This window comes from Leptolyngbya sp. PL-A3 (assembly GCF_039962325.1).
GTDB lineage: Bacteria > Cyanobacteriota > Cyanobacteriia > Elainellales > Elainellaceae > Vacuolonema.
This window is the reverse complement of record NZ_JAMPLB010000007.1, coordinates 123,248-148,259: the sequence shown is the minus strand read 5'-3', so window position 1 is coordinate 148,259 and position 25,012 is coordinate 123,248. Positions and strand designations below refer to the sequence as shown.

Here is a 25,012-nt window from a genome sequence, read left to right as displayed (position 1 = left end):
AAATTGACAATCGCTGTGGAGCAAGTCAATTTTCGGCAAGGTTTGCTTCCGCCCACAACCTTGCATCCAGCATAGCTTGTCATTCCCCGCCCTGCCAGAGAAATCAAGGAAATATGTACCCTCCAACATCTAGCGAGTACCGCAAATACAGCCGTGCTCGCTGATTCCAGGAAATTTGAGATTACTCAGCGCTGGCCAAATGTAACTGCTGCCGATGGGCATGGATCAGTTGCCAGGGGAACTCAGATACCACTTCTAGCATTTGTGCCACATGTTCGGGTCGCAGGAAGGTGCCATCGTTGCGGCAAACCCCTGTAAATCTCACAAAGAGGGTATTTGCTGGTAGCGGTGACAAGGTAGGGAGAGGCACGGGAAACTTGGGAACAACTTCCAGGGCGTAAAGGCGATCGCGCATATTGACGATATAAGCCTTGCCCGATTTCGTTGTCTGCTCCAGATTAATTTCCGCTGCTGCCCAAAGTTCTGCCACGCACTCTGCCACTTGCTCAGGGGTCAGGTCTGCCGGGGCGTCTTCGGAAGGGGCGATCGCAGCTACATACTCGGCTCGCTCCAACAATCGCGTTGCTGGGGGTGTCTCGGGAGTATTCGGCCCACCACCCAATGGAACATCCTCAACTTTATAGAGGGGCATGTCATCCGGCAACTGAACCGCTAATCGCTGACGGAATTCCTCTGGATCCACTTTCTCCGTCAAATCGAATTCCACAATTTCGCCTGAGCTGGTTAGGCCCAGCGACAGTGCCATCGTTGGCATAATCCGAGGATTTGGGTGAAATCCTCCACTAAACGCAATGGGTAGCGCCGCCCGCCGCACCGCTCGATCCAGAAGACGTACCAGATCCAAGTGGCCGGTCAGACGCAAATCGTTCAACTTGCCAAACACGACCCGGAGCCGCTGTACTCGTTCGATGGGCGGGACAAAGTGTCCAGTGAACTGGGGAATTGGGGGGGGTGGCACCACGATATTGTGGCCGAAGTCAGTGCCACAAACTCCGCAGTGGGAGCAGCCATCAAAGGAGCAATCTGGAACAACAGCCGCTTCCAATGCCTTCTGCAAATCCGTTTTAAGCCAACCCTTATCGATGCCTGTATCGAGGTGATCCCATGGCAACGGTGCATCGTAGATTGAAGGGTTCAATTTACGATGGGCTTCACGCTCCGAACCTTCGGGGACATCAAAGACGTTCCATTCTCCGGCATCCACCTTGCGATACTTCCAGGTCAGGTCAGCTTCTGCGATCGCCGTTGTCCAGGCAGCAAAGGCCCGATCCAGGCTTTCCCACCAGGCATCCATCCCCGCTCCCAATTCCCAGGCGCGACGGATGACTGTGGAGAGGCGGCGATCGCCCCGCCCCACAAAATCCTCCATAGCCGAGATCCGCACATCGGTGAAGTTGGCCTTCACCCCACGAATGGTGCGAAACTCCTGCCGCAACAACTGTTGCTTCCGCTCAAATTCAGCCGTTGATACCGAATGCCATTGGAATGGCGTGTGGGGTTTGGGGGTGAAATTAGAAATGGTGACGTTAAATCCTAACGGCTTGCGGCCCTTGATGCGGCATTCCTGCTGCAACCAGCGCATCGTTTCCGCAATGCCTAGTACATCGGCGTCTGTTTCACCCGGAAGGCCAATCATAAAGTACAGCTTGACCCGGTCCCATCCCTGCTCGGAGGCCGTTTTGACACCCCGTAGCAGCTCCTCGTTAGTCAAACCCTTGTTAACGATGTCTCGTAGGCGCTGAGTTCCAGCTTCTGGTGCAAAGGTCAGCGTACCAGGACGCATCCCGCCTATGATATTGGCAATATCTTCGTCAAACCGGTCTACCCGCTGGCTGGGAAGACTGAGGGATACATTCTCCCCCTGCAAGCGGTTCTTAATTTCAATACCAACGGCCGGTAAAGCCAGATAATCAGAGCAACTTAGAGACAGCAACGAAAACTCGTTGTACCCCGTTTCTCGAATACCTCGCTCAATAGCATCCACCACCGCGGCAGGCTCTACATCCCTCGCCGGGCGAGTTAGCATTCCCGGCTGGCAGAACCGACAACCTCGTGTGCAACCTCGACGGATCTCAATCACCAGGCGATCGTGCACTGTCTCTACAAACGGCACCAGTCCGATCGAGTAGGCAGGCATTGGGGTTGCAACACGCCGGAGAATTCGCTTGGGCACATCAGGCCGATTGGGTTCTACCGAACCATCAGGCCGCATATCGTAAAACTGAGGAACATAAACCCCCGGAACTTGAGCCAGATCCAGAAGAATTTCTTCACGGCTCATCCCCGCCGCTTTTCCTTCTTCAAGCACCAGGCCAATTTCGGGCAGCAATTCTTCCCCATCCCCCAGCACAATGAAGTCGAAGAAATCGGCATAGGGTTCGGGGTTGGAGGTGGCGGTTTGACCGCCCGCAAAAATTAGGGGAAAACTTGTGGAGTGCTCGTCAGGCCAGGGAGAGTGATCTTGTCGCTCTCGCCAAGTCAACGGAATCTGAGCCAGGTCGAGCATCTCCAGAATGTTAGTGGCTCCCAGCTCATAACTGAGGCTGAAGCCCAAAATGTCGAAGTTCGTCAGGGGACGGCGGGACTCCACCGCAAATAAAGGTGTTTGGGATTCCCGCAGTTTGCTTGTCAGGTCGGGAGCAGGCAGATAGGCGCGATCGCACAACTGACGCGGCTGAGTATTCAGAATGCTGTAAAGGATAATGTGTCCTAAATTGGACGCACCCACCTCGTAGACCTCAGGATAGGTCAACACCCAACGCACCGAAGCCGTCTGCCAAGGCTTACGAACGGCTCCTAACTCATTACCCAAGTAGCGGGCCGGACGGGAAATATCCGTTGTCAGGAGTTGATCGATTGCGATCGCCACAGCAAAACCTCAAGTTACCAGACCAGATCAACTACCTAGTATACGGAGTCTGGCAACCGTCGGGGAGAAATAACAAGAGAATCTAGGCCAGTACAGCCTCAACAGAAGAGCGATCGGGGTGAATTCGGAAAACCCGATCCAGTTGGGTCACTTCAAAAATAATTTGAATCGTGGGTGAAATTCCACAAAGATGCAGATCTACGTTGGATTGTTGAGCCAGCGAGTGCGCTGAGACAAGGGCCATCAAACCAGCACTATCAAGAGATTCAACTTGACTTAGATCCACCAAAAGACACTGGAGAGGCTGTTGACTCAAAGCAGCCTCTAAATTTTGCTGAAATGCACTGGAGTTAGAAGCATTAATGTGCCCAGTAGGCTGCACACAAGTAATAGAAGATTTTGCTAACAGTTCTTGCATCATGACCATCCTGCTGTGGTTTGGTACGCACGATGAGCAAATCCCGTTGGATTACTCAGTAGAAATACCATGGACTATAACTGCTTCATCTCAATACGAGCCAATCATCTCGTTAGTTTCACCGAATCTTCAAGGAAACGTTACGAATACTCGCATTTTCATGCTAAACATTTCAGCAATAAGGTATGAGAGTATACGGATTGACAACAATCATCCTTAATTTCCTTCGGTTTACGGATAGCTTGAATCGAGACGAAGGCATTAAGTTCCCTAATACTTAGGAAAACGTAACTTTTATTTTGCATGCCGTGATCTTAATCACACACCTATCCTGGGTTAGATCACCTGTCCTGCCTGGAAATACGCGGAGAATAAGCAAAGATGACGCTCTCCTCAGGACCTAGCACTAATGAAATCTACTCATCCGATTCGTCACCTTGTCGAAAAAGCGCTCTACATCAAAAAGCTCACTCCTGACATCGAAAACGAAATTAACTACGAATTAACCCGGTTGGGATACGTATCAGAAGTAGATTATGAAGCTCTTGAATTGCTGATGGAGGAGATGGACGCCGGGAGAGTACAGCTAGTGCCCAGTCTTTAGGCCTGTGCATAAAACCTACAATCTCTAGGATGAGGACGGACTGGGATGTCAATATGCCGAATCGCCTCTCGGAACGTTGCTGCTCTGATAACCGTGTTCTAGAATGTTGAGAAAGATGAATGGCGACCTGTGTAACTACGCAGTTTGTTGGCGTGGGTTCAGTTCATCCCTCTCCATTCGCCATTGGTTTGTCGCTAGCCAAGAGGATTTCAGCAGTGTCCGTCCAAACGATTGAACAGAGTTCAACCACTACTAGGCACGCACCTCGATACAAGGTTCTGCTGCATAACGACGACTTCAACTCAATGGAACATGTGGTGCAGTCTCTCCTGAAAACCGTCGCTAGTCTGACAGTCCCTCAGGCCGTCAGCATCATGATGGAAGCTCATAGCAGTGGCGTTGCCTTGGTCATCACGTGCGCTCAAGAACATGCAGAGTTTTATAGCGAGAGTCTAAAAAGCCAGGGACTAACCAGTACTATCGAACCCGACGAATAATAAAGACAGAGCAGTAATGGCTATTTTGTCTAATTAGGTCTTGGGAATTTTGAACGAAGCAGGATAGGGCTCTTGTTGTGAAAGCTATGGTCTAACAGCCATGCTTACAGCAAGGGCTACAATCTCTTTCTCTCAAGCTGTATTTAATTTCTTGAGGTCGTTTGAGCCATGCTAGGGCAATTTCAACAGACCAATATCCGTATCGAAATTGAGGCAACAGAGGCAGCTATTCGCAAAAGCCTCCTGAATGTGGCTCAGCTCAAACAATGGATGCTCCCATCAGGCTTCTCCCAAGGACTACCCGACGAATTAACCGAAGGAACTACCTTCACCCGGTGGATTGGCCCGATCGCCGTTTGCCATTATGTTCAATCTGTTGAAGCCAATACTCTAGAGTTACTGCTCAGCCAGGGAATAGACGGATTCCATCGCTGGCACTGGGGTGATGGATGGATCCAGTCCTGCCTTGAGGGCGTCTCTCCCCTGCCATTGGGTTTGGGGCACACCATTAGCCTTCTGAGCTTGAAGCGCTACCTGACGAACCAAGCCGTTCTTAAAAGTTAAGGCTTTGCGCCATCCCTGCCACAGCAGAAAACCCGGTGTCTTCAAAGCACCGGGTTTCTGATATCTAACAACTTACCCTGAACAGGCTAGCGGCACAGCAAATTAACGAACGTGTCGCATCTAAGAAGTTGAAATGTTTGAAGAACCAGCACTTCTAAAGTTCTTGCACCACCTAATGCTCCAATAATTAGGGATGCAATTCCTGTTCTTTTTGCTCCGTTGGCACCTGAGTCCGCAACTTTACAGAATCTGCGTGGGACGGCAAGCCTTCCGCAGTAGCCAAGGTAATAATCGCATCTGCCACTTCCTGCAGAGCTGCCGGAGAATAATGAATAATGCTGGAATGCTTCATAAAGGTTTCGACCCCCAAAGCCGAAGCATAACGAGCAGATCCGGATGTCGGCAGCGTATGGTTAGGGCCAGCCAGGTAATCACCAACGGCTTCCGGAGTAGAACTACCTAAGAAAATAGCTCCAGCATGACGGATTTTCTCCATCAAGCTCCAGGGATCTTCCACTTCCAACTCTAAGTGCTCCGGTGCAAACTCATTAGAGAGTTCTGCAGCAGTTTCCAAGGAATCTACAACGACTACTAAGCCGTAGTGGGCGATCGCCTTCTCCGTCAACATCCGTCGCGGATGATTCACTAACATTCGATCGACTTCTGCGACCACCGCGTTTGCCAAAGCGGTACTGGGAGTTAGCAAGATAGCCGCCGCCAACGGATCATGCTCCGCTTGAGCCAAAAGGTCAGCGGCTACGTGGGTTGGGTTAGCAGAGGTATCCGCGATTACCAAAACTTCGGAAGGGCCAGCCAGAGAATCAATCCCTACTGTTCCATACACCAGCTTTTTCGCGAGGGTGACATATATATTTCCAGGGCCCGTGATCACATCCACTTTCGGAATGCTTTCAGTACCAAAGGCAAGAGCGGCAACCGCCTGCGCCCCACCTACCCGATAAATCTCGGCAACTCCAGCTTCCTGAGCCGCTACCAGCACTGATGGACTGATTCCATTCTCTCCAGGCGGCGTCACCATCACAATGCGCGGCACTCCCGCCACCTTGGCAGGAATCGCATTCATCAACACAGTACTGGGATAAGAGGCCCGACCCCCTGGCACATAAAGCCCGGCCCGGTCCACGGGAGTATATCGTTTGCCCAAAACTGTCTCATGCCGTCCAAACTCAACCCAACTCTTAGGCATCCGTTGCCGATGGAATGCCTCAATGTTTCGGGCCGCCAATTGGATTGCCTCCAACAGCTTTTGATCGACCTGATGGTAAGCAGCTTCCAAATCTGCTCCGCTTACCCGCAATTCTTCTGGTTTCAGCGTGACCTGGTCAAATTCTTCCGTGTAGTGCAGGACAGCCAGATCCCCTTGCCGTCTGACGGCCTGGATCACTTGCTGAACCGTCGCCTCTTTGTGAAGGATTTGGTCATCATGAGTGCGATCGCAAATCCGTCGCAGTTCAGTTAGCGCGTCCGACCGTTGATTGATAATGCGCAGCATCGCCACTTGGGGTAAAAATGCTAATTCGGGTTCACCCGGCAGACTGCTTCAGAAATCTGTGCAGCCCACCTATCTAGATTAGCTTGTATTTCCTGAGGATTCCGTATCGTGGATGAAGACATGGCGAACTCTACAAAAGATTTATTGCCCTGCCCATCTCAAGTATCCCGACTATTTAGATTATGAGGCGTAATGCCACCTGAATCACATCACCAACCTGTCTGGATAATACTCCGGATAAGCTTTATAAATTGATGAGCCGGCATGTCGAAACTCAACCAGAGCAAGAAAGTACATGTGAGGATGGATGAGCGGACGATTTTTGCCTGTATCAAGACTCACTTGGCAAAACCTCCCCTCACAGCCATTGTGGTCAATAAACGAAACGGCTTTGAACTACACTCTCGATTTTATCGTGAGAAGGCCAAAATCAGCTCTACAGATGATCACTATCATTCGAGCCTTAAAGCTTTATTCACGGGAACTTTTGCCTTCATTTGAGCTGTACAGCAAGACACCTATCCATGCGTAGTCACCACAACGGCACAGACGATGGATGAAATAGTATTTTTCAGAGAGGGGTTGCAATTGCTCGACAGGTTCGTTATGATAAGCAACTGCTGAAAGTTTTACAATTAACTCAGAGAGTCGCTGTGGCTAACATTAAATCTGCAATTAAGCGGGTTCAGATTGCAGAGCGCAATCGCCTCGAAAACAAATCCTACAAATCTGCGGTCAAGACCCTGATGAAACGGTACTTCACCGTTGCTGAGCAGTACGCCGCCAATCCCTCTCCTGAGTTGGAGGCGGAAGTGAAGCAGCGGATGGCTAATGCCTACAGCAAGATCGACAAAGCTGTGAAGCGTGGTGTTTACCATCCCAACAACGCAGCTCGTAAGAAAGCTCGCTTGGCTCGCTTCTTGAAGAAATCTGCTACGGCTAGCGCATCCTAGGTTTGAGTCTTCAAAGGTCAGGGCAAGCCCTGACCCGGAGGCTAAACCTGCCAAGGTTCAAATGTGGGTTTCTCTCGCTCTTCGCTCCTGAGCGTAGGCGATAGAAAGAACGATACAAATAAGAGCCAGATGAAGCTGATGGAGCAACGACGTGGTGAGGATTCAGCCTCCCTGGCCAGGTTAGAGGGACAGAAACCGAACGGAGCGTTTACGGTCTGAACCTATGCAGCTAATTGATACCCACGTTCATTTGAACTTTGATAGCTTTCAGCCGGATCTGGACGATGTGGCTCGGCAATGGCGGGAAGCTGGGGTTGTTCAACTGGTTCACTCCTGTGTAGAGCCAGCAGAATTTTCCGTAATCAAAGGTATTGCTGACCGCTTTCCGGAGATCTCCTTTGCGGTCGGCTTGCATCCGTTGGATGCAGAAAAGTGGATGGCAAACTCTGCCGAGCAAATTTTTGATTTAGCGCGATCCGATGCTCGAATTGTGGCAATCGGTGAGATAGGGCTGGACTTTTACAAGGCCGAGAACCACGAGCATCAAATTCAGGTATTTGAGGCTCAGTTAGCGATCGCCCATACACTTGACCTCCCCGTTATCATCCATTGTCGCGATGCAGCAGCGGAGATGGCAGAGTTATTGCGATCGCGCCAGCAGAGGGGCGAAACGGTGTGCGGCGTCATGCACTGTTGGAGTGGTACGCCTGAGGAAACACAATGGTTTCTTGATCTGGGTTTTTATGTCAGCTTTAGCGGAATTGTAACCTTCAAAAATGCTCAGGCAGTTCATGCCTCAGCGCAGATGGTTCCGGCCAATCGTTTGCTGATTGAAACCGATTGTCCATTTCTAGCTCCGGTGCCTCACCGAGGTGAACGGCGTAACCAACCCGCCTACGTTCGTCATGTGGCAGAACGTGTGGCGGAACTGCGTCAAGAATCTGTAGAGACGATCGCGACGCAAACAACCGCAAACGCTCGCCACTTGTTTAAGTTGCCCGATTTACCGGAGGCTACTCCAGCAAACGAATCCCTGGCAATTAGCTAGACAAATTAAATTTGTCAAGTACTTAGCTAAAATCTTTAGCTAGAATAGCGATGAGTCGATTCACATTGAACATCATTCGTTGCGCTTTACAACTTTGCTGGCCTCTGGGCGATCGCATTCTGTGCGGTGGCCCTCCTGCGTTTTAACGCTCTGCCCCTGACTGAAACAGGAGTGTCGGATGTGTGGCCACCCTCTGTCTTTCCGCTCCTGCCTATTTTGAGTCTGCCCGCTCTACTTATATATCCTGTGCTAATTAAACGAACACCGCCTCTCCCTTTGTTCATAGCCGCAGTACATTTCAGGCCTCCTGGGTAGCTCATACCCCTATTTCATCCCCCTGATGAAATAGGGGTCGTGGCGCCTTCAGCCTCATTTCGATTTTCCCGACAAGCCGACCCGTTCTGAGGAGACGCATGACTAACTCACTCCAAACCGCCATCAACTTTACGTTGCCTGACCTGGTTGAGATCCAACGGTCCAGTTTTCGCTGGTTTTTGGAAGAGGGGTTAATTGAGGAACTCGATAGTTTCTCCCCCATTACTGACTACACCGGAAAGCTTGAGCTTCACTTCCTCGGACGGGACTATAAGCTCAAACGCCCTAAATATGATGTGGATGATGCGAAGCGGCGGGATGCGACCTATGCCGTACAGATGTATGTGCCAACCCGTCTGATCAACAAGGAAACCGGCGAAATTAAAGAACAGGAAGTGTTCATCGGGGATTTACCCCTGATGACGGACCGGGGGACCTTCATCATTAACGGGGCCGAGCGGGTTATCGTTAACCAGATCGTTCGGAGCCCTGGGGTTTACTACAAGGCAGAAACCGACAAAAACGGACGACGCACTTACAACGCCAGCCTGATTCCCAACCGGGGTGCCTGGTTGAAGTTTGAAACCGACAAGAATGACCTGGTTTGGGTTCGTATCGACAAAACCCGTAAGCTCTCCGCTCAAGTGCTGCTCAAGGCACTGGGTCTGAGCGACGGCGAAATCTTCGATGCCCTCCGTCACCCCGAATACTTCGAGAAAACCATCGAAAAAGAAGGCCAATTCTCTGAAGAAGAAGCGTTGATGGAACTGTACCGGAAGCTGCGTCCCGGTGAACCTCCCACGGTATCGGGTGGTCAGCAGTTGCTAGACTCCCGCTTCTTCGATCCCAAGCGTTATGACCTGGGACGAGTGGGCCGTTACAAGCTCAACAAAAAGCTGCGCCTCAACGTTGCAGAAAACGTTCGGGTACTGACACCTCAGGACATCCTGGCCTCCATCGACTACCTAATCAACCTGGAATATGACATCGGCAACGTCGATGATATCGACCACCTGGGGAACCGCCGTGTGCGCTCCGTGGGTGAACTGTTGCAAAACCAGGTGCGCGTGGGTTTGAACCGTTTGGAGCGGATTATCCGGGAACGGATGACCGTGTCTGATGCAGATGCACTGACACCCGCCTCCCTGGTGAACCCGAAGCCTCTCGTCGCGGCTATTAAAGAGTTCTTCGGTTCATCTCAGCTCTCGCAGTTCATGGACCAGACCAACCCTCTGGCAGAACTGACTCACAAGCGTCGTCTCAGTGCCCTTGGCCCTGGTGGCCTGACTCGGGAGCGTGCAGGCTTCGCGGTGCGAGACATTCACCCCTCCCACTACGGTCGGATCTGCCCCATTGAAACACCAGAAGGTCCCAACGCCGGTCTGATCGGTTCTTTGGCAACCCACGCTCGTGTAAATGCCTACGGTTTCATCGAAACCCCTTACTATCCCGTAGAAAACGGTCGAGTGCGGCGCGACATCACTCCCATCTACATGACCGCCGACGAAGAAGATGATCTGCGGGTTGCTCCCGGAGACATTCCTGTGGATGAAGAGGGCATCATTCTTGGGGATCAGGTGCCTGTACGTTACCGTCAGGATTTCACCACTACGACTCCTAAAGAAGTGGACTACGTCGCCATTTCTCCCGTACAGATTATCTCCGTTGCAACATCACTGATTCCGTTCCTGGAGCACGATGACGCGAACCGAGCTCTGATGGGTTCAAACATGCAACGGCAGGCGGTGCCTCTCCTCCGTCCCGAACGTCCTTTAGTTGGAACAGGGCTGGAAGGCCAGGCAGCCCGTGACTCGGGGATGGTAATTGTGAGCCGCACCAGTGGTGAGGTGTCCTATGTGGATGCGAACCGCATTCAGGTGCTTAGCGATGATGGTAGTGAGCGCAATTATTACTTGCAAAAGTATCAGCGCTCTAACCAGGACACTTGTTTGAATCAGCGGCCCATTGTAAACGTGGGCGATCGCGTCATCGCCGGTCAAATCCTTGCGGATGGTTCTGCAACCGAAGGTGGTGAACTCGCACTTGGCCAGAACATCCTCGTCGCTTACATGCCATGGGAAGGCTATAACTACGAGGACGCCATCCTGATTAGTGAGCGTCTGGTTTACGAAGACGTTTACACCTCCATTCACGTCGAAAAATACGAGATTGAGGCCCGTCAAACCAAGCTTGGTCCTGAGGAAATCACTCGGGAAATTCCCAACGTCGGTGAAGACGCGCTGCGCCAACTCGACGAAAACGGCATCATCCGTATCGGTGCCTGGGTAGAATCCGGTGACATTCTCGTGGGCAAGGTGACTCCAAAAGGGGAATCAGACCAGCCCCCCGAAGAAAAACTGCTGCGAGCCATCTTTGGTGAAAAGGCTCGGGATGTACGAGACAACTCCCTGCGCGTACCGAACGGTGAAAAAGGCCGCGTAGTAGACGTGCGGGTGTTTACTCGGGAACAGGGTGATGAACTGCCTCCCGGTGCAAACATGGTGGTGCGCGTTTACGTAGCTCAGAAACGGAAGATCCAGGTGGGCGACAAGATGGCGGGACGCCACGGCAACAAGGGAATTATTTCCCGGATTCTGCCGCTGGAAGACATGCCATACCTACCCGACGGTCGACCTGTAGACATTGTATTGAACCCCCTGGGTGTACCTTCCCGTATGAACGTGGGTCAGGTGTTCGAATGTCTATTGGGTTGGGCTGCTGAGAACCTTGGTATGCGTTTCAAGATGACCCCCTTCGACGAAATGTATGGCGAAGAGGCATCTCGTCTAACCACTCACTCCAAGTTGCAGGAAGCGCGCGATCGCACCGGTAATAACTGGGTATATGACCCCGAGAATCCTGGCAAAATCGAGGTCTATGACGGACGGACTGGGGAAGCGTTCGATCGTCCGGTTACCGTGGGTAAAGCCTACATGCTGAAACTGGTTCACCTGGTTGACGATAAGATCCACGCTCGCTCCACGGGCCCATACTCGCTGGTTACCCAGCAGCCTCTGGGTGGTAAAGCTCAGCAGGGTGGACAGCGCTTCGGGGAAATGGAGGTGTGGGCACTGGAAGCTTTCGGTGCTGCCTACATTTTGCAAGAGCTGCTGACGGTGAAGTCTGACGATATGCAGGGGCGCAACGAAGCTCTGAATGCGATCGTCAAAGGCAAACCAATTCCTAGACCGGGTACACCAGAATCCTTCAAGGTGTTGATGCGTGAGTTGCAATCCCTCTGTCTCGACATTGCGGCTCACAAGTTGCAAACCCAGGATGATGGTACCAGCCGCGACATCGAAGTTGACCTGATGGCGGATGTCGGCAACCGACGCACTCCATCCCGTCCCACCTACGAATCCATCTCTCGCGAAGAGCTAGAAGAGGTAGAAGAGTAACACCGTCGCCGATCCGGTTTGGGGAATTAGTGCCCCAACCGGATCAGTCGGTGACTTTCATTGGGGCGGTAGAGCCGACCCATTTCTTTGCTTCCGCCTTACATCACTACAAGGAATCATCCGTAATGCCTAAGCTAGAACAGCGCTTTGACTACGTCAAAATTGGTCTGGCATCCCCGGAGCGCATTCGTCAGTGGGGAGAGAGAACCCTGCCGAATGGCATGGTAGTCGGGGAAGTGACCAAACCCGAAACCATTAACTACCGGACGTTAAAGCCCGAAATGGACGGGCTGTTTTGTGAACGAATTTTTGGGCCTGCAAAGGACTGGGAATGCCACTGTGGCAAGTACAAACGGGTACGGCACAGAGGTATTGTGTGCGAACGATGTGGGGTGGAAGTTACTGAATCCCGTGTTCGTCGTCACCGTATGGGTTATATCAAGTTGGCTGCCCCCGTTACCCACGTTTGGTATCTGAAGGGCATCCCCAGCTACATGGCAATTCTGTTGGATATGCCCCTACGGGATGTTGAGCAGATTGTTTACTTCAACGCCTATGTCGTTCTAAATCCTGGTAATGCTGACAACCTCTCCTATAAGCAACTGCTGACGGAAGATCAGTGGATTGAAATTGAAGACCAGCTTTATAGCGAAGACTCGCAACTGGCTGGGGTTGAGGTCGGCATTGGTGCAGAGGCCCTTCAGCAACTCCTGCAAGATCTGGCTTTAGAAAAAGAAGCGGAGCAACTGCGGGAAGAAATTGCTACGGCAAAAGGTCAGAAGCGCGCCAAGCTAATCAAGCGCTTGCGGGTTATCGATAACTTCATTGCCACCGGCTCGAAGCCTGAGTGGATGGTACTGTCGGTCATCCCTGTTATCCCTCCCGACCTGCGCCCGATGGTGCAGCTGGATGGGGGCCGATTCGCAACCTCCGACTTGAACGACCTGTATCGTCGCGTTATCAACCGGAACAACCGTCTGGCTCGTCTTCAGGAAATCCTGGCTCCGGAAATCATCGTCCGGAACGAAAAGCGGATGCTTCAGGAAGCGGTTGACGCGCTGATCGATAACGGTCGTCGTGGTCGTACCGTAGTGGGCGCCAACAACCGTCCGCTGAAGTCCCTCTCCGACATTATTGAAGGTAAGCAGGGTCGTTTCCGGCAAAACCTTCTAGGTAAGCGGGTTGACTACTCTGGCCGTTCCGTTATTGTGGTTGGCCCTCGCCTGAAGATTCACCAGTGTGGTCTGCCCAAGGAAATGGCGATCGAACTGTTCCAGCCGTTTGTGATTCACCGTCTGATCCGCCAGGGCCTGGTGAACAACATCAAAGCGGCTAAGAAGATGATTCAGCGCAACGATCCCCAGGTTTGGGACGTGCTGGAAGAGGTGATCGAAGGACACCCCGTCATGCTGAACCGCGCACCGACGTTGCACCGTCTCGGTATTCAGGCCTTTGAACCCATGTTGGTAGAAGGTCGCGCCATTCAGCTACACCCGCTGGTATGTCCTGCGTTTAACGCAGACTTTGACGGTGACCAGATGGCGGTTCACGTTCCGTTGTCGTTAGAAGCTCAGGCGGAAGCCCGCTTGTTGATGCTGGCCTCTAACAACATCCTGTCTCCTGCAACGGGGCGTCCTATTGTGACCCCTAGCCAGGATATGGTGCTGGGTTGCTATTACCTGACGGCTGAGAACCCGGATGCATCTCTGGGTAAGGATCGCTACTTCGCGAACCTGGAGGACGCCATTATGGCCTACGAGCAAAGGCAGGTGGATCTGCACGCTTATGTATGGGTTCGGTTCGATGGTGAAGTTGAGCAGGATGACTCTGACACAAAACCACTCGAAGAACTTGTGGATAAAGACGATGCGGGTAATGTTCGGAGTATCACGCGTCGCTATAAGTCCCGCCGAGTACGGACAGATGGCGAAGGAAATCTGATTTCCCAATACATCTACACCACGCCGGGCCGCATTATCTACAACAAGACCATTCTGGATGTGCTGTCAGTCTAATTAATGGTTGCGATTTATAGGCGATGCCTATAAATCGCAAATCAGGCGGAATAGATTTGCAGAACTCGCTAATCGTTAATTGAGGGCAGAGACTACGATGACGGAGCAAAACGCAACGCAGAAGCCTGAAGAAAAGATTGTGTTTCGTAACCGAGTGGTTGATAAGAAACAGTTACGCAATCTAATTTCTTGGGCATTTACCAACTACGGCACCGCTCGCACCGCTCAAATTGCCGACGAACTGAAGGATCTGGGCTTTAAGTTTGCGACTCGCGCTGGAGTTTCCATTAGTGTGGATGACTTGCAGGTCCCCCCTAGCAAGCGCCAACTATTGCAGGAAGCCGAAGAAGAAATTCGCCTCACCGAAGAGCGCTACAGCCGGGGCGACATTACCGAAGTGGAACGTTTCCAGAAGGTAATCGACACCTGGAACAGCACCAGTGAAGAACTGAAAGACGAAGTGGTGCGAAACTTCAAGAAAAACAATCCACTGAACTCCGTTTACATGATGGCGTTCTCTGGTGCCCGAGGAAACATCTCTCAGGTTCGTCAGTTGGTGGGGATGCGAGGTCTGATGGCAAACCCACAAGGGGCCATCATTGACTTGCCAATTAAAACCAACTTCCGGGAAGGTCTGACTGTAACGGAATACATCATCTCCTCTTACGGTGCACGGAAAGGTCTGGTAGACACGGCGCTTCGTACCGCCGACTCTGGCTACCTGACCCGTCGTCTGGTGGACGTATCCCAGGACGTGATTATCCGCGAGCAAGATTGCGGCACCGATCGCGGTATTACGATTCGCCCCATGACTGACGGGGAACGCGTACTGATTCCCCTCCAGGATCGACTGCTCGGTCGAGCGGCAGCAGAGGATATTATTGACCCTGCTACTGGTGAAGTGTTGGTACAACGCAATCAGCCTATTTCGGCTGAGATGGCTAAAGCTGTGGGTAAGGCCAATCTACCTTCCTTGAGAGCGCGATCGCCCCTCACCTGTGAAGCTACCCGTTCTGTGTGCCAAACCTGCTACGGCTGGAGCTTGGCTCATGCTTCCCTGGTAGATCTGGGTGAAGCGGTTGGGATTATCGCCGCTCAATCTATCGGTGAACCGGGGACCCAGCTCACCATGCGTACCTTCCACACAGGAGGTACGTTTACTGGGGAGCAAGTGCCCCAAGTTCGGCCTGCTGCCGACGGTATCGTGCAAATCAAGCCGAAGCAGATTCGGGCACGAGCCTTCCGCACCCGTCATGGGGAAGACGCACAAATTCTAGAAGTGGGTGTTGATCTCACCATCGTATCGGGTTCGAAGCAGGAAACCCATAACCTGCCACCGGGTTCCATTCTGTTTGCAAAGGATGGCGAATCTGTACGAGCTGGACAGATGGTGGCAGAAATGCCTGCGGCTGGTCGTGTTCGTAAGGTTACAGAAAAGGCTACCAAGGACGTGGCTTCCGACTTGGCCGGTGAAGTGAAATTCGCCGATGTAATTCCGGAAGAGAAGAAGGACCGTCAGGGCAACACCACTCGCAGCGCTCAGCGGGGTGGTTTGATCTGGGTTCTTTCAGGTGAGGTTTACAACCTGCCACCGGGTGCAGAGCCTGTTGTGAAGAACGGCGATCGCATCACGGCTGGAGATATCCTCGCTGAAACCAAGCTAATCACCGAAAACGGTGGTTCGGTTCGGATTCCTCCGGATAGCGAAGGCAAAACCAACCGCGAAGTCGAAATTATCACAGCTTCTGTGCAGCTCGACCAGGCACGAGTACGGGCCGAGAGCTACCAGGGCCGAGAGCATTACATGATCGAGACCCCTAACAACCAACGGTTCTCGCTGATTGCGACTCCCGGGACCAAAGTGACCAACGGCCAGGTCGTTGCTGAACTGATCGACGATCGCTACCACACTCAGACTGGCGGTATCGTTCGCTTCTCGGGTTTGGAGACGGCGAAGAAAGGGAAGGCGAAGCTCGGTTACGAAGTCGTCAAGGGTGGAACCATTCTGTGGATTCCTGAAGAATCCCATGAAGTCAACAAGGATATCTCCTTGTTGTTGGTGGAGGACGGTCAATACGTTGAAGCCGGAACCGAAGTGGTGAAGGACATCTTCTGCCAGAGCAACGGTGTCATTGAAGTCACTCAGAAGAACGACATTCTGCGGGAAATCGTGGTCAAGCCCGGTGAACTGCACATGTTGGATAACCCCGAGGCGATCGCCAACCGGGAAGACAACATTGTTCTCCCCGGAGAAGAAGTGATCCCTGGGCTGGTCGTCAACGAACTGCGCTACCTGGAGTATGTTGAGACTCCCGAAGGCCCCGCAATTCTGCTGCGCCCTGTGACCGAGTTCGCGGTACCCGATGAGCCTCCGGTTCCCAGCCAGGCGTCTTCTAGCGAAGACATGAGCCGTTCCATCCAACTGCGGGCATTACAGCGTGTGCTGTATAAGGATGGCGATCGCGTCAAATCTGTTGAAGGGGTTGAACTGGTACGCACCCAGCTGGTGCTGGAAATTGACCAAGAAGCTCCCCAATTGGCAGCAGACATCGAGCTGGTTCCCGATGAAACCGAAGACGGCATCATGCGTCTGCAACTGGTGATTCTAGAATCCCTGGTGATTCGTCGCGATGTGGTTGCGGATCAAACCCAGGGCAGTACCCAGACCCGCCTGCTCGTGAAAGATGGCGACCAAATCGCTCCTGGAGCCGTGATTGCTCGGACTGAAATTCAGTCTAAGGAAGGCGGTGAAGTGCGCGGTATTCGCCAGGGGGAAACCATTCGTCGTCTGCTCATCGTGCGCGATGCAGACCTGATGACGATTGACACCCAGGGCCAAATACCTACCGTGAAATCGGGTGATCTGGTGGTGGCTGGAAGCACCATTGCCCCTGGACAAGAAATTCCAGAATCGGGTCAGGTTATCTCGGTTGAGCCTAGCCAAGTGGTTATTCGACTGGCACGTCCTTACCGGGTATCTGCGGGTGCCGTGCTGCATATCAGCGATGGGGACCTGGTACAACGGGGTGACAACCTGGTACTGCTGGTATTTGAACGAGCCAAGACCGGAGACATCATTCAGGGTCTACCTCGTATTGAGGAACTCCTGGAAGCCCGGAAGCCCAAAGAAGCTTGTATTCTGGCGGCTCGTCCGGGTACAGCTCAGGTGATTTACGGCGACGATGACAACGTCGAAGTGAAGGTGGTTGAAACTGATGGCGTTATTACTGAATACGTCATTGGCCCTGGTCAAAACGTGATCGTGATCGATGGCCAAGAAATTGATACCGCTGAACCATTGACCGATGGCCCTGCCAACCCCCACGAAATCTTGGAAGTGTTCTTCCGCTATTACCGCGAAAGCATGGGCACCTATGAGGCAGCTCTGCTAAGCCTGGAGAAAGTACAGACCTTCCTGGTAAACGAGGTGCAGTCCGTGTATCAATCCCAGGGGATTGAGATTTCTGACAAGCACATCGAAGTGATTGTGCGGCAGATGACCTCGAAGGTACGGGTAGATGACGGAGGTGACACCACCATGCTGCCTGGCGAACTTGTTGAACTGCGCCAGATTCAGCAGGTAAACGAGGCTATGGCTATCACAGGTGGGGCTCCGGCAGACTATACCCCGATGCTGTTGGGTATTACCAAGGCGTCACTCAATACCGACAGCTTCATCTCGGCGGCCAGTTTCCAGGAAACCACTCGGGTTCTGACGGAAGCGGCGATCGAAGGGAAATCGGACTGGCTGCGTGGTCTGAAGGAGAACGTGATCATTGGTCGTCTCATCCCGGCAGGGACAGGCTTCAATGCTTACGAAGAAGCCAACACGAACATTGATGTAGACCTGAGCTACGACGGTGGCGTGTTTGAGGACGAGATGACGCTGGGAGATGTGGTTCTCGACGATCGCATTGCCCGTAGCTATGATCTCGACGGTGGCCTCGACATCTTCCCCATTGATCGGCCCAAGAGCGGCGGGGCAGACTTCAACCGGCCCTTTAGCTTTGGAGGCGCTTCTCCCATCCTGGATGATGAGGATGCCGATGAGTTGATTGGCGGTACCGCGTCGGAAGTTGACGACGATGACTATGAAGACGTCGACGATGACATGGACGACGATGATGAGGATTAAAGACCTCTAGGGCACTCTGTGCAGCTTAAGTAAGATGGTGTAGAACACTCGTGTTCTACACCATCTTTTTTTTGGGTGTTATAGGGCTCAACCATACAGCGCCGTTGGATTGATTCTGCGCAGAATCAACTTGAATAATCGCTATATAACTCGCACAAAATATCCCTGCACGTTGAGCCTGGGTCTACTTCACGGCCACTCTGCTAGAGCTGTATAGACAGGGGAAATTAAGCTCAAGGCCGACGATTTATGGGTCTAACAAGTTCCCTATCGGGTAATGGGGTTTTCCCTAAGAGTTGGGTTGTTTTTGGCCTGGAAAAACGCTGCAATCCCTTGCCAGTCCCGTACTTTGCCGGATGGCAACTGTCCCATTTCGACGGATGATAAAAACACACTTCATAACATTTCACTCCTGGCCTCTCACGTTATGCAATCCTTTTTATCTGATCTTTCTGATGGGATTGGTCAGGCTGATACTGATCAGCCATTGATTCTAGAGTCACGTACCCTCTACCGTTCCTGTCATATTGTTTTGACAGAAACGGGTGAGCGTATGCCTGCAATTAATTATGGGAATCAGTTTTATAGCTTCTTCCGCTCTGAGCGAGATAGAGCGCGAGCTTTAGAATTAGCGACTAAACTGCGCCAGCGGGATCACCTTCCCCTACTCACCCAAACCCCCAAGGGATTCGCGATTTGGGTCTTTGAGCCAGATGCCCTTTTAGCGTCTCAACAGGCGATCGCTCAAAGCTTTACTGATGCGGATTCCTCCTATGACGAGTTGGATTCGTCCTACCGTCTCCTGACATCAACGGATAGTTATCAAACGTGCGAGATTTCTGTTCCTGATCTCGATAAACGCCTCTCCGCCATCCTCTATGAAGGCCGCTTCTATAGCTTATTCAAGACAGTTGATGATCTTCAGCAAGCATGCCAAATTATCAACCGGCTCAGCTACCGAGGTGATGAAACCGTCATCATTCAATCAGCCGAGGGCATGAGCTTATGGATTTTGGAACCGGATGGTTTTTTGGCTGCTCGCATTTGATTTGTTGACATGCCAGGTAAACATAATAGTGAGCCAAAAAGCAAAAGGGACGTTCTAAGAACGTCCCTTCTGCTTTTTCAGAAAATATTTGAGAATTAGACGCTTTGCTCGCTCAGTTCAAGCGTCATGTAATCAAAGGGCTGATCCACAAAAGCAGTGGAGCTAATACCCGCAGCAGCTACCTGTTCCTTCACCAGTTCCTTCATAATTTGGATACCACGAACGGTCGGAGCGATGGGTACGCTCAGAGAGTTGTAGGTTTCCCGCAGACCCTGGAGTACACGCTCATCCAATACATCCATGCTGCCTGCAATGATGGCATAGCTGGCGTAACGCAGGTAATAGTCCATATCCCGGAGACAGGCGGCGTAGCGACGAGTGGTATAAGCATTACCACCGGGACGAATCAGTTCAGGTACTTCCTCGAACAGTCGGGAGCCTGCTTGCTTCACAATGGCTGCGGCGTTCGAATTGATCACAGCGGCTGCTTGAACCCGCTCCATACCTGTTGTGAAGTAGGACTTCAGGCTATCCATGGCGTCCCGATCCAGGTATTGGCCTTTGATATCGTAGTTTTCAATCAGCTTTGTGACTGCGTCCCGCATAAAATAAAGTCTCCCAACACAGGTTTATTGATAGTTCAGATGTTACAGGGGATTGTACGAGCCCTGCGTCGTCTCTGATAAAACTGGCTTCTATGCCGCAATGAAGCTAAGTTTATCACGGGACATTGTGCGGAATGAGGCTTCTACTGCCTCTATCGGAGCTGGCCTGATTAAGTTTTATGACTAAGGATCGGACAACTATCAAATCTCAACATTTTTCTAAAGATTAGGGACCATCGCCGTATTTTTCTGGGAAAAATGTTGTTTTTTGGGCAGTTAGAGCTTCCAATTTCAGAAAAGTTAAGTGTTACATACAAGCACTTCTTTGAGGGCGATCGCTCCTTGGGGATCAATTTGAAGGATTCTCTGAGGAGGGGTTTAATCCGTAGAATTGCCTCGTTTAAGAGGAATCTAATTTCTTTAGAGAACTCACGCATTTTGTAGTTCTTTATACAAAATGCGTGCATCGCAGTTCCTACGATTATGCAGGTGCAGTTAAGCCCAATTACCTGATCAAGATGTTTGGATTCAGAGATCTGTGTGGGCAGGGGAAGCGTGGGTCAGTAGGCGAGCCATCCTTGGGCAGCTCAGAGGGTTGCCTTCCATGTGCATCATGCGTCACATTTCTTTGAATATTTGCCGGAACTAAGGAGTAGTTCATGACCAAGACCGCTGAAGACGTCCTTCGTCTAATTAAAGACGAAGGTTACAAGATGATCGATCTGAAGTTCATCGATATGCCAGGTACCTGGCAGCACCTGACGGTTTTTGAGAACCAGATTGATGAATCCAGCTTTACAGATGGGGTTCCCTTCGATGGTTCTAGTATTCGGGGATGGAAAGCCATCAACGAATCTGACATGACGATGGTGTTGGATCCCACCACCGCTTGGAAGGATCCTTTCATGAAGGAGCCGACCCTTAGCATTATTTGCAGCATTAAAGAGCCCCGGACGGGCGAATGGTACTCCCGTTGCCCTCGTGTAATCGCGCATAAGGCGATCGATTACCTGAAAGCTTCGGGTATCGGTGACACTGCGTTCTTTGGCCCTGAAGCTGAATTCTTTATTTTTGAAGATGTGCGCTTCGATCAAACCGAGAGCCAAGGCTTCTACTACGTTGACTCGGTAGAAGGTCGTTGGAACTCCGGTCGCGTTGAAGAGGGCGGCAATAAGGGTTACAAGCCTCGCTACAAAGAAGGCTACTTCCCTGTAGCTCCCACGGATACGCTGCAAGACATCCGGACGGAAATGCTGCTAACCATGGCAGACTGCGGTGTACCCATTGAAAAGCATCACCACGAAGTAGCAACCGGCGGTCAGTGCGAACTGGGCTTTAAGTTCGGTACTCTGGTTGAAGCAGCTGACTGGCTCATGACCTACAAGTACTGCATCAAAAACGTGGGTGTACGTCACGGTAAGACGGTTACCTTCATGCCCAAGCCGGTCTTTAATGACAACGGTTCTGGGATGCATACCCACCAGTCCATCTGGCGCGATGGTCAGCCTCTGTTTGCGGGCGACAAGTATGCCGGTCTGAGCGACATGGCTTTGTGGTACATCGGCGGTATCCTGAAGCATGCACCTGCGCTGTTGGCTTTCACCAACCCCACCACCAACTCCTACAAGCGTCTGGTGCCTGGTTTTGAAGCTCCCGTAAACCTGGCTTACTCTCAGGGTAACCGTTCCGCTTCCGTGCGAATTCCTCTCTCGGGTACCAATCCCAAGGCGAAGCGTCTGGAGTTCCGTTGCCCCGACGCAACCTCCAACCCTTACCTGGCGTTCGCAGCAATGCTCTGCGCCGGTATCGACGGGATCAAGAACCAGATTGATCCTGGTGAGCCTCTGGATGTGGACATCTATGACCTCAGCCCTGAAGAATTGGCGAAGGTGCCTTCAACCCCCGGTTCTCTGGAAGATGCGCTGAGCAGCCTGGAGAAGGACCACGAGTTCTTGATCACCGGTGGCGTGTTCACCGAGGACTTCATTGGCAACTGGATCAACTACAAGTTGGACAACGAAGTGAACCCGATGCGTCTGCGTCCTCACCCCTACGAGTTCGCACTCTACTACGATTGCTAAAGCAGAAGGTATAAGACAGAAAACAAAAGGCGTGACCGGTTCGTTCTTTGTCTAAGTATCTGTGTTGGTTAAAAAAAGGGAAGGGTTAGTCCTTCCCTTTTTTCTTGGGTGTTTGAAATTTTGCAAGCACAGCGTGCATACAAAAATTGCTTATTTGGTGGTCATCGTGTGAACGCCATCCCAATGCGCTGATGGGGGAGTCAGGAGGTAGGTGTGGGCACGCTCCAGGTGAACGGCGATCGCGCGATCCGTGGGTCGCAGCTGCTGCGCTTGCTCAAACCGTTGAATGGCGGTTTTGAAATCCATATGGGTGTAAGCAATACGAGCTTTGTAGTACAGGTCGAGGAATTCTTGGGTCTCGTCGTCGGGGGGAGATTGGCGATCGCCTATCAATTCATAAATGGCGATCGGCTGGGTTTTACCCTTCACTCGAATACGGTCCAGTTCCCTTACCCACACCTCATCCTTACAAAGCTGATAGGTAAACTCGCTAAGAATAATGTCACAACCATATTCCTTCGTGACGCCTTCCAAACGAGAGCTAATGTCTACACCATTTCCAATCACGGTGTAATCCATGCGTTTTTGGGAACCGATATTGCCAGAAACGACCTCGCCGGAGCTGATGCCGATGCCGATGCGAATCATTGGTTGGTTAATGAGTTGTCGCTCGGCGTTAAACTCGGCCAAGCGTCGTCGCATATCTAAGGCAGAGCGCACCGCCATAACAGCATGATTTTGGAGAGGGAGAGGTGCCCCGAAAACGGCCATTAAGGCATCACCAATGAATTTGTCGAGGGTGCCTTCAAAGTTGAAGACTGCCTCCACCATCGTCTCGAAGTAATTGTTCAGCAGGGTTACGACATCGGCCGCTTCCATGTGCTCCGTCAGGTTTGTGTAGCCGCGAATATCAGAAAAGAGGATGGTAACGTCCTTGCGTTCGCCTACCATGAGGGCATCTTCGCCCAGGGCCATGACCCGCTCAGCGACACCGGGTGTCATGTAGCGGTACATGGTGGCCTTCATCCGTTTTTCCTGGCTAATGTCTTCCAAGACAACTAGACCACCTCGCACCCGCCCTTCGGGGTTCGTGAGTGGATTAACGGTGAGGTTGATGCTGCGCTCAATCTCTTGAACATGCTCAGCCGGAATGGGGGAAGCGTCAGATGTCTCTTGGTTCCAGGGGAGGTAGTGGTTGGGATGCGTGGGCGATCGCACTGCCAGCACATGGGTCAACCCATCCGTATCCTCCAGCCGCACAATGGGGGCATCCTCGGCAGGTTTCACATCCAAAGTCGTGGCTTTGTCAGAGAGAGCGTGGGACTGCTGCGACTTTTCCTGGCCTAATAAGTAACTGCCAACGGTTAGGGTTTGCTCTGGTACATAGTGCCGTGCACCATGCTTCAGACTGTCCTCCAGGCGCATCCGCAGGTTATCGACGGGGACCACATCCCAGACCCAGCGCCCGGTGAGTTTGCGAATCCAGGTTTGTTGCTGCCGTCCCCCGTCCCGTTGTAGGGGGCATCCCAGTAACGCCAGAGCTGCGTCATTAATGGTGACAATGCGACCTTCCAGGTCGGTGGAAATAACAGCATCAGAAAGGCTTTGCAGAATGTCCTTCTGGTATTGCTTTTCCAGTAACACCCGTTCGAAGAGTTGGGCATTTTCGAGCGCAATACCTGCCTGAATATTGAAGGCCCGCATGAATTCTTCGTCCGAGCGGTTAAACGTGCCCTGATATTTATTGATTAATTGGGTGACACCAATCAGTTTCCCCTCTGAGTTGTAAACCGGCATACACAGGATATTGCGCGTGAGGTAGCGCGTTCGCTGATCGGTCGAAGGGTCAAAACGGGGGTCTTCGTAGGCATTGGGAATATTGAGGGTTTGCCCGGTCGAAGCGACAAAGCCAGCAATTCCTCGGTTCGCTGGAATACGAATTTCAAGTAGCTCTTTGCCATCGGCTGTGGCAATTTTAGACCACAGTTCACCGCGTTCTCGGTCTAGTAAAAATAAGGTGCTGCGATCGGCTTGCATCAGCTTCCGGGCTTCATTCATCACCGCCTGGAGGGTGCGTTCCAGATCAAGGCTCTGGGCCAGAAATGTGGTGGCATTGAGTAGGGCAGTAGCTCCCCGTTGATTGCGAGAAGCCATGTAGAAAGCCGTACAGCTTTCAAGAATGACTCCCATAGCAGCAGCAAACTCTTCGAATTGGATCTCGTCGGTGACATCGAAGGGGCGATCGCCCTGCTTATTCAACAACTGCGCCACTGCAACAACTCGATGCTGGCCATCGAATATGGGCATGCACAGAATATTAGAGGTGCGATAGCCAGTGTTGATGTCCACCTCGGGGTTGAACATTGGGTGGCTGTAGGCATCGGGAATATTGAGGGGACTGCCCGTGCTAGCCACGTGCCCGGCGATACCTACGGATAGGGGAATGCGAAGTTCCTTGATCTGACCATTCTCGCCGCTGGCAACCTTAGACCAGAGCTGCTCTTTCTCTTCGTCCACGAGAAAGATTGTGGTACGATCAGCCTTCAAAATTTGTCCAATCTTTAAGGTGAACGCTTCTAAAATCTGCTCGAGTGCTGTTTCCAGGCCATCGTTATTGATGAGATCGATGGCGCGGCGGCACTGGTCAAACTCTTGAGTAATCTGGTCAAGCAGTTTGACAAATTGAGGGGCGGGTAAATCTTTAACAAGGGGAATAAGGGCACTTTGGCGATCGCCCTGAGAGAAGATCGCCAACATATTCCCATTTGAATCGGCCATGGTTTTGCAGGGTTAGGGGTCTGAACAATGCAAAGCAACCACACCAGCAAAAATCTGGTAGAAGCATTTCCGATAGAGCACCCTAGGGCGTACGGCCCGATCTCTAAGCTAACCTACTCCACCGATAGACTACCACTCGAGATGAAGTTT

General features: G+C 51.9%; 15 protein-coding genes. 10 read left to right on the top strand and 5 right to left on the bottom strand.

Annotation, left to right across the window (positions count from 1 at the left end):
• Positions 1-181: 181 nt before the first annotated feature.
• Positions 182-2,890 carry a TIGR03960 family B12-binding radical SAM protein gene (locus NDI52_RS08160; protein WP_190774868.1) on the bottom strand — a complete coding sequence of 903 codons (2,709 nt, stop codon included), beginning with the start codon at positions 2,888-2,890 and terminating at the stop codon, positions 182-184.
• 82 nt (positions 2,891-2,972) lie between these two features.
• The gene (locus NDI52_RS08155) at positions 2,973-3,311 is read right to left on the bottom strand and encodes an STAS domain-containing protein (RefSeq protein ID WP_242035851.1); all 339 of its coding nucleotides are present in this window, start codon (positions 3,309-3,311) and stop codon (positions 2,973-2,975) included.
• 406 nt (positions 3,312-3,717) lie between these two features.
• Between NDI52_RS08155 and NDI52_RS08150 the strand changes: the two genes are divergently transcribed.
• The 3 genes from NDI52_RS08150 to NDI52_RS08140 all read left to right on the top strand — a co-directional run bounded on the left by NDI52_RS08150 (position 3,718) and on the right by NDI52_RS08140 (position 4,973).
• A complete protein-coding gene (locus tag NDI52_RS08150; RefSeq protein ID WP_190774867.1) occupies positions 3,718-3,912 on the top strand; it encodes a hypothetical protein in 195 nt (64 codons plus the stop codon).
• Positions 3,913-4,127: 215 nt separating this feature from the next.
• The gene (clpS, locus tag NDI52_RS08145) at positions 4,128-4,409 is read left to right on the top strand and encodes an ATP-dependent Clp protease adapter ClpS (RefSeq protein WP_190774866.1); all 282 of its coding nucleotides are present in this window, start codon (positions 4,128-4,130) and stop codon (positions 4,407-4,409) included.
• A gap of 168 nt (positions 4,410-4,577) precedes the next feature.
• Entirely contained in the window at positions 4,578-4,973 is a 396-nt protein-coding gene (locus tag NDI52_RS08140) for a hypothetical protein (protein ID WP_190774865.1), read from the top strand.
• Between the two features lie 187 nt (positions 4,974-5,160).
• Here the strand turns inward: NDI52_RS08140 and hisD are convergent, their stop codons facing one another.
• Complete coding sequence (hisD, locus tag NDI52_RS08135) at positions 5,161-6,486, bottom strand: histidinol dehydrogenase (RefSeq protein WP_190774864.1); 1,326 nt, start codon at positions 6,484-6,486, stop codon at positions 5,161-5,163.
• 653 nt (positions 6,487-7,139) lie between these two features.
• On the opposite strand from hisD, the gene rpsT reads away from it, so the two are divergent.
• The 6 genes from rpsT to NDI52_RS08105 all read left to right on the top strand — a co-directional run bounded on the left by rpsT (position 7,140) and on the right by NDI52_RS08105 (position 19,398).
• Positions 7,140-7,439 carry a 30S ribosomal protein S20 gene (gene rpsT, locus NDI52_RS08130; protein ID WP_190774863.1) on the top strand — a complete coding sequence of 100 codons (300 nt, stop codon included), beginning with the start codon at positions 7,140-7,142 and terminating at the stop codon, positions 7,437-7,439.
• A 223-nt stretch (positions 7,440-7,662) separates the two neighbouring features.
• Positions 7,663-8,487, top strand: coding sequence for a TatD family hydrolase (locus NDI52_RS08125; protein ID WP_190774862.1), 825 nt, complete (start codon positions 7,663-7,665; stop codon positions 8,485-8,487).
• Between the two features lie 413 nt (positions 8,488-8,900).
• Complete coding sequence (gene rpoB / locus NDI52_RS08120; RefSeq protein ID WP_190774861.1) at positions 8,901-12,200, top strand: DNA-directed RNA polymerase subunit beta; 3,300 nt, start codon at positions 8,901-8,903, stop codon at positions 12,198-12,200.
• Between the two features lie 125 nt (positions 12,201-12,325).
• Positions 12,326-14,215, top strand: a complete 1,890-nt coding sequence (locus tag NDI52_RS08115) for a DNA-directed RNA polymerase subunit gamma (RefSeq protein ID WP_190774906.1) — start codon at positions 12,326-12,328, stop codon at positions 14,213-14,215.
• A gap of 97 nt (positions 14,216-14,312) precedes the next feature.
• A complete protein-coding gene (locus tag NDI52_RS08110; RefSeq protein WP_190774860.1) occupies positions 14,313-18,350 on the top strand; it encodes a DNA-directed RNA polymerase subunit beta' in 4,038 nt (1,345 codons plus the stop codon).
• A gap of 427 nt (positions 18,351-18,777) precedes the next feature.
• A complete protein-coding gene (locus NDI52_RS08105) occupies positions 18,778-19,398 on the top strand; it encodes a hypothetical protein (protein WP_190774859.1) in 621 nt (206 codons plus the stop codon).
• Positions 19,399-19,493: 95 nt separating this feature from the next.
• Here NDI52_RS08105 and apcB read toward each other — a convergent pair whose 3' ends face one another.
• Positions 19,494-20,003, bottom strand: coding sequence for an allophycocyanin subunit beta (apcB, locus tag NDI52_RS08100; protein ID WP_190774858.1), 510 nt, complete (start codon positions 20,001-20,003; stop codon positions 19,494-19,496).
• A gap of 659 nt (positions 20,004-20,662) precedes the next feature.
• On the opposite strand from apcB, the gene glnA reads away from it, so the two are divergent.
• Positions 20,663-22,084 (top strand): type I glutamate--ammonia ligase, encoded by a 1,422-nt coding sequence (gene glnA, locus NDI52_RS08095; RefSeq protein ID WP_190774857.1) that lies wholly within the window; start codon positions 20,663-20,665, stop codon positions 22,082-22,084.
• A 150-nt stretch (positions 22,085-22,234) separates the two neighbouring features.
• Here glnA and NDI52_RS08090 read toward each other — a convergent pair whose 3' ends face one another.
• Positions 22,235-24,862, bottom strand: a complete 2,628-nt coding sequence (locus NDI52_RS08090) for an adenylate/guanylate cyclase domain-containing protein (protein ID WP_190774856.1) — start codon at positions 24,860-24,862, stop codon at positions 22,235-22,237.
• Positions 24,863-25,012 lie beyond the last annotated feature (150 nt).

Bases quoted from the DNA above. Each gene is read 5' to 3' on its own strand.
- NDI52_RS08155 (WP_242035851.1), bottom strand. From the start codon at position 3,311: ATGATGCAAGAACTGTTAGCAAAATCTTCTATTACTTGTGTGCAGCCT.
- NDI52_RS08150 (WP_190774867.1), top strand. From the start codon at position 3,718: ATGAAATCTACTCATCCGATTCGTCACCTTGTCGAAAAAGCGCTCTAC.
- NDI52_RS08140 (WP_190774865.1), top strand. From the start codon at position 4,578: ATGCTAGGGCAATTTCAACAGACCAATATCCGTATCGAAATTGAGGCA.
- hisD (WP_190774864.1), bottom strand. From the start codon at position 6,486: ATGCTGCGCATTATCAATCAACGGTCGGACGCGCTAACTGAACTGCGA.
- NDI52_RS08125 (WP_190774862.1), top strand. From the start codon at position 7,663: ATGCAGCTAATTGATACCCACGTTCATTTGAACTTTGATAGCTTTCAG.
- rpoB (WP_190774861.1), top strand. From the start codon at position 8,901: ATGACTAACTCACTCCAAACCGCCATCAACTTTACGTTGCCTGACCTG.
- NDI52_RS08115 (WP_190774906.1), top strand. From the start codon at position 12,326: ATGCCTAAGCTAGAACAGCGCTTTGACTACGTCAAAATTGGTCTGGCA.
- NDI52_RS08110 (WP_190774860.1), top strand. From the start codon at position 14,313: ATGACGGAGCAAAACGCAACGCAGAAGCCTGAAGAAAAGATTGTGTTT.
- NDI52_RS08105 (WP_190774859.1), top strand. From the start codon at position 18,778: ATGCAATCCTTTTTATCTGATCTTTCTGATGGGATTGGTCAGGCTGAT.
- apcB (WP_190774858.1), bottom strand. From the start codon at position 20,003: ATGCGGGACGCAGTCACAAAGCTGATTGAAAACTACGATATCAAAGGC.
- glnA (WP_190774857.1), top strand. From the start codon at position 20,663: ATGACCAAGACCGCTGAAGACGTCCTTCGTCTAATTAAAGACGAAGGT.
- NDI52_RS08090 (WP_190774856.1), bottom strand. From the start codon at position 24,862: ATGGCCGATTCAAATGGGAATATGTTGGCGATCTTCTCTCAGGGCGAT.